Origin of the sequence: Paraburkholderia sp. GAS348 (assembly GCF_050434205.1) — a bacterium.
Classification (GTDB): domain Bacteria; phylum Pseudomonadota; class Gammaproteobacteria; order Burkholderiales; family Burkholderiaceae; genus Paraburkholderia.
On the sequence record NZ_JBNPVT010000052.1, the window covers coordinates 1 to 4,688 of the forward strand.

Sequence of the window (4,688 nt, forward strand, 5' to 3'; positions counted from 1 at the left end):
ATGTTGTGGGTCAACCAGCCTGCTACGCCGTCGCCGGAAATGCCGTTTGGCGGCGTGAAGGATTCGGGCTATGGGTCGGAAGGCGGACCGGAAGCCATGGAAGCCTATCTGGTCACCAAGGCCGTTTCGGTGATGGCGGTTTAAGACGCCGAAGGCTGTCAGGCTTCCAGGGCGAGGTTTCAGGCCTCGCTCGGCCGCCTGATTGATCGCAGTGCCTGGTCCGCGAGCGCTCGTTCGCGGACTTTTTGCAACTCGCTCCTCGAATCGCTCCGCGAGCCGCCCGTCGACGGAGAGCAGCTGGCATGCGGGCGACAGGCGGTTAAAACACGCGGAGTAACAAGCGGCTAACGCACGCTAACGGGTCACGGCAGCATCCGCTGCATGGTCTGATCCTTGAGCACGAAGCGATGAAACAACGCTCCCGCGATATGCAGTGCGATCAGCGCGAACAACACCCAGGCCAGAACGCCATGGATGTCGCCCATTGCATGCCCCACCGACGAGCCGACCGGCGCGATGCTGGGGTACGGCAGCACGCCAAGCAGCTTGACGGACCATCCGCGCGAAGACGCATTGGCCCATCCCAGCAAGGGCACAGCCACCAGCGCGAGATAAAGGAGACCGTGCGTGATGTGCGAAACGAAACGGAGGAAAGGCGAAAGCGACGCAGGTACTGGCGCGTGCGTGAGACGCCAGACGACTCTCACCACCACCGCTGCAATCAGTGCTGCCCCCACGCCGAGATGCCACGCGATCAGACCGTCGGGCTGCGTGCCCTTATGGATATCCGGCATAGTCCAACCGATCACGAACTGCGCAGCGATCAATAAGACCACCAGCCAGTGAAGAAACTTGGCTACGCCGTCATAGCCTGATGCATAGCGTGAGAAATTAGCCTGGTCCGATCGCATGGTCATGAGAATGTTTTAGCCGCAGTGAAGTCATTGAATGGAGAGAGCGTATTGCGCCGAGGATACACAAATCCCGGGCGTATTCACGCAGGATCCTACGGATCCAACCTTAAGAAAAGCTGATGCCGTGGCTGACGATCTCGTCCATGCGCATGCGGCCGTAACGCATCGATAACGCAGCAGCGGCCCAGTCGAAAGTGCGATCGGCGACGCTTGGCGCCGACGTGCATCCCAAGTCTGCAACTGAATGTATCCGTGCTGCATACGCACAGAGAGGGGTCGCGCCGCGCATATTCCAGTTGTTCATACGCACGCGCATCGCCCTGCAAGAGCACGCCGGATGTGCGCAGGCCCGAGATTTTCCATAGCGCGCTCAACGGGTTGCCCGCCGGTTTCGCGCCAGCGGAACGGCTCGTCGCAGCGCTCCACCGTGGCTTCACACCGGGTCATGAATGTGGCCGACATGTGAAGAGATCGACACGTCCTGTTACACACGAACACACCGGTAATCCAGCCGCTCAGTAGAGTTCGATCAAACGCAAAAGGAGGGCAACGTCATGAAACGAATTTTCGCGCTGGTCCTGCTGGCTGTCACCCTCGGGAGTGCATTGGGCGGTTGCATCTTCGTCCCCGAGGGCGGTTATCACGATCATGACCACTATCACGACCACTACTAAGCGCTGCCCACGCGGCGCACTCCACACTCAATCGTAAAACCCGAGAATAAACATGAGCAATTCACGAAGCCGCTGGCTGTCCATCGCGATCGTTGCAGGTCTGGGGATCGGCGCATCTTCTGTCGCGCTGGCCCACGTCGACGTGGGCGTGAACATCGGTATTCCAGGCGTGGCCTACGCCCCCGAGCCGGTCTATGCCCCGCCTGCGCCTGTCTACGCGCCAGCCCCGCCGGTGGTGGTGGTGAGCCCCGGCTGGTACGGCGAACGCTATTACGACGGCCACCGCTACTGGGAGCGACGCGAGTGGGAAGAGCACCATCACGAGCACGAATGGCATGACGCGCGCGGCTATCGCGACGGCCCGCACGGCGATTGGCACGATCACGGCGATCACGGCGATTGGCACGACCATGGCGATGATCACGGCCGGGGCGATCACTAATGCCGGGGCCGCGTCACTGACGCGGCCGGCTCGCGCAGGCATTCGCGCCATACCTTTTACAGGAGCGACGATTTGCTACGCAACGATCCACGGCGTGTAACGGCACAAATCGACGGCACCGTCGTTTCCGCCGAATACAGCGAACAGACCGGCCAATTGTGTTTGCGTCAGGACGGCGCCGTGCTTCGCGAATGGTTTCCACCTCACTCGTGGATCGCGATTGCATCGGTCGCCGGCGCGCGGCACTGGGGTACGCGGCCGACTGACGAGGACCTTCGGGCCTTGTTGCGCAACGAGATGACCCTGTTGCGCACGCAATAGCCGCCTGATGGGCACGAAAAAAGGCCGGCCATCGAACATGCTCCGATGACCGGCCTCTTAGGGGCGACTCGCAGATATTGAACGAGTCGAACAGCCCCGCGATGATCCGCGTATTTCGTTCTACCCTTAACGCGCGTTATGGATCGGCGGCGAATAGGAACTGACCGTCGTATCGCTGCCGTAACCCGCTTGCCACGTGCCGTGGCTGCCCGAACCATAACCGCTGGTATCTGCCTGACGAGCGCCTTGCTGCTGTTCGGAAACTTGCGTCTGCGCGCCCTGCGTGTTTTGCGGGGCCGGCTGATTGGATTGTGCAAACGAAGCGATCGGAGCGCCAAGAACAACGGCAACAGCAACAGCTTTGATAAGCGATTTCATGAAACCACCTCTAGAGATTGACTTGTACGTGCTGCAGATGTGACACGTGGTGCAGCAGATGAGAGCAGTCTAGGAGCGGATCAGGCGGGGGTAAATCCTCCATTCCTGAATTCACTGTTGCTTTTGACACGACAATGGCAGAGTCCCGCCCATCAAGCGTTTGCCGGCGTGCGCCGGGCCCGGCGGGATTCGCCTGATCAAAAAATCCCGGACGCACATTCTATAAACGCTGGCTATACAGACGCACCGAAGAAAACCGTGGGCGGGGTATCGCCGCGCAGCGGGATTTGCCGCTCAACCAAGCCTCTCCCGTTCCTCGCCCAGCAACCCACGGCCCGCTCACGCGCCCTTATACCGCAGCGACGCCCACGTAGTTTTCCGCCATCGCGGTAGCCCCCGCACGCGACGTGGTCACGTATTCGAGCTCGGCCACCTGCAACTGCTGTTCAAACGGCGATGCGCCTTCAATGCGATGCATCATGCTCGTCATCCAGTACGAGAAATGCTCGGCACGCCAGATCCGTTTGAGCGCGGTTTCGCTGTAACTGTCCAGCAAATCGGTGCGGTTTTCGACGTAGAACGCGCTCAGCGCTTTGGTCAACACACGCACGTCGGCGACGGCGAGATTCATGCCTTTCGCACCGGTGGGCGGCACGATATGCGCGGCGTCGCCGGCGAGAAAGAGCCGGCCATGCTGCATGGTGGCCGACACGAAACTCCGCATGCCCACAATGTTCTTCTGGAAGATCTTGCCGTCCACGATTTTCTGGCCGTCGTGCGAATCGACGCGTGCGTGCAGTTCGGCCCAGATTCGGTCGTCGGACCAGTTATCGACCGAGTCCTTCGGATCGCACTGAAAATACATGCGCTGCACGTTCGCTGAACGCGTGCTGACAAGCGCAAAGCCGCGTTCGTGACGCGCGTAAATCAATTCATCCGATGAAGGCGGCCCTTCGCAAAGAATGCCGAACCAGCCGAACGGATAGACGCGTTCATAGTCTTTGCGCAATGCCTGCGGAATCGACGCGCGCGACACGCCTTGCGAGCCATCGCAGCCGATCACGAAGTCGCATTGCAGCTCGGATGCTTCGCCTTCGTGGCGATAGCGGATCGACGGCTGATCGGTATCGATGCCATGCAGCGAGGTGTCCGTCACGCCGAAAAGCAAAGCGCCGTCGGCGGCCACGCGAGCGGCGACCAGATCCTTGATGACTTCGTGCTGCGCGTAGACCGTGATCGAATGGCCGGTGAGTCCGGTCAGATCGATACGGCGCCGCTTACCTTCGAAAGCCAGTTCGAAGCCATGATGCAGCGCGCCTTCAGCCTTCATGCGGGCGCCGACGCCGGCCTCGGTGAGCAGGTCCATCGTGCCCTGTTCGAGCACGCCAGCGCGGATGGTGGATTCGATCTGTTCGCGGGTTCGCGATTCGAGCACAACGGAGTCGATGCCGCGCAAATGAAGAAGATGGGAAAGAAGCAGGCCCGCAGGCCCGGCACCGATGATGCCAATTTGGGTGCGCATGAGTTGTCTCCTGAATGCAGTGTTGGATTTGCGCTCAGTTTGACGATCATGCGCGGTATCGCGCAACGCGATATGGAAGATATGCCGTATCTAGTTTTGAGATAGAAGGGGCGCCCATTCGAAGGGCGCGGATGAGCGCCAATACGCGCTAACCCCGCCCAGAGGGCGCTTGCGGCCTGGTCAGTCGACAACTTATTTTCCGCACCGTTTTGCACCGTATGAAGGTAAACCCCGATCAGTTTGCGGATCGAGGTCAAGAACTTGCGGCGCGTCGTGGGTTGCCTGTTGGCCGCGCCCACGAGCGAGACCTCGACCTGTCACAAGGCAAACGGCTCGGCTACCCGAGGAACAAACGGTACACGGGGTTCTGCGTCTCTTCCCAGTACGGATAGCCAAGCGTCGCGAGAAAGCGCTCGAACTCGCCGTTCTCGCTCTCC

Annotated in this window: 6 protein-coding genes; 3 read left to right on the plus strand and 3 right to left on the minus strand. The window is 60.5% G+C overall.

Going from position 1 to position 4,688, the window contains the following annotated elements:
* Window positions 1-144: aldehyde dehydrogenase family protein (locus P3T22_RS33025; protein WP_429327260.1), on the plus strand; the 144-nt coding region annotated here is incomplete at its 5' end.
* Window positions 145-362: 218 nt separating this feature from the next.
* On the opposite strand, the gene P3T22_RS33030 is transcribed toward P3T22_RS33025, so the two are convergent.
* Window positions 363-917 carry a cytochrome b gene (locus P3T22_RS33030; protein ID WP_420488467.1) on the minus strand — a complete coding sequence of 185 codons (555 nt, stop codon included), beginning with the start codon at window positions 915-917 and terminating at the stop codon, window positions 363-365.
* 723 nt (window positions 918-1,640) lie between these two features.
* Here P3T22_RS33030 and P3T22_RS33035 point away from each other — a divergent pair.
* Both P3T22_RS33035 and P3T22_RS33040 read left to right on the plus strand, forming a co-directional pair.
* Window positions 1,641-2,030 carry a hypothetical protein gene (locus tag P3T22_RS33035; RefSeq protein WP_429327256.1) on the plus strand — a complete coding sequence of 130 codons (390 nt, stop codon included), beginning with the start codon at window positions 1,641-1,643 and terminating at the stop codon, window positions 2,028-2,030.
* A gap of 72 nt (window positions 2,031-2,102) precedes the next feature.
* Window positions 2,103-2,351 carry a hypothetical protein gene (locus tag P3T22_RS33040; protein WP_429327257.1) on the plus strand — a complete coding sequence of 83 codons (249 nt, stop codon included), beginning with the start codon at window positions 2,103-2,105 and terminating at the stop codon, window positions 2,349-2,351.
* Between the two features lie 126 nt (window positions 2,352-2,477).
* On the opposite strand, the gene P3T22_RS33045 is transcribed toward P3T22_RS33040, so the two are convergent.
* Both P3T22_RS33045 and P3T22_RS33050 read right to left on the minus strand, forming a co-directional pair.
* The gene (locus P3T22_RS33045) at window positions 2,478-2,729 is read right to left on the minus strand and encodes a hypothetical protein (protein ID WP_429327258.1); all 252 of its coding nucleotides are present in this window, start codon (window positions 2,727-2,729) and stop codon (window positions 2,478-2,480) included.
* 349 nt (window positions 2,730-3,078) lie between these two features.
* Window positions 3,079-4,251 carry a 4-hydroxybenzoate 3-monooxygenase gene (locus P3T22_RS33050; RefSeq protein WP_429327259.1) on the minus strand — a complete coding sequence of 391 codons (1,173 nt, stop codon included), beginning with the start codon at window positions 4,249-4,251 and terminating at the stop codon, window positions 3,079-3,081.
* Window positions 4,252-4,688 lie beyond the last annotated feature (437 nt).

Excerpts from the sequence above, each read along its gene's own strand:
- P3T22_RS33045 (WP_429327258.1), bottom strand. The coding sequence starts at position 2,729 with ATGAAATCGCTTATCAAAGCTGTTGCTGTTGCCGTTGTTCTTGGCGCT.
- P3T22_RS33035 (WP_429327256.1), top strand. The coding sequence starts at position 1,641 with ATGAGCAATTCACGAAGCCGCTGGCTGTCCATCGCGATCGTTGCAGGT.
- P3T22_RS33030 (WP_420488467.1), bottom strand. The coding sequence starts at position 917 with ATGACCATGCGATCGGACCAGGCTAATTTCTCACGCTATGCATCAGGC.
- P3T22_RS33050 (WP_429327259.1), bottom strand. The coding sequence starts at position 4,251 with ATGCGCACCCAAATTGGCATCATCGGTGCCGGGCCTGCGGGCCTGCTT.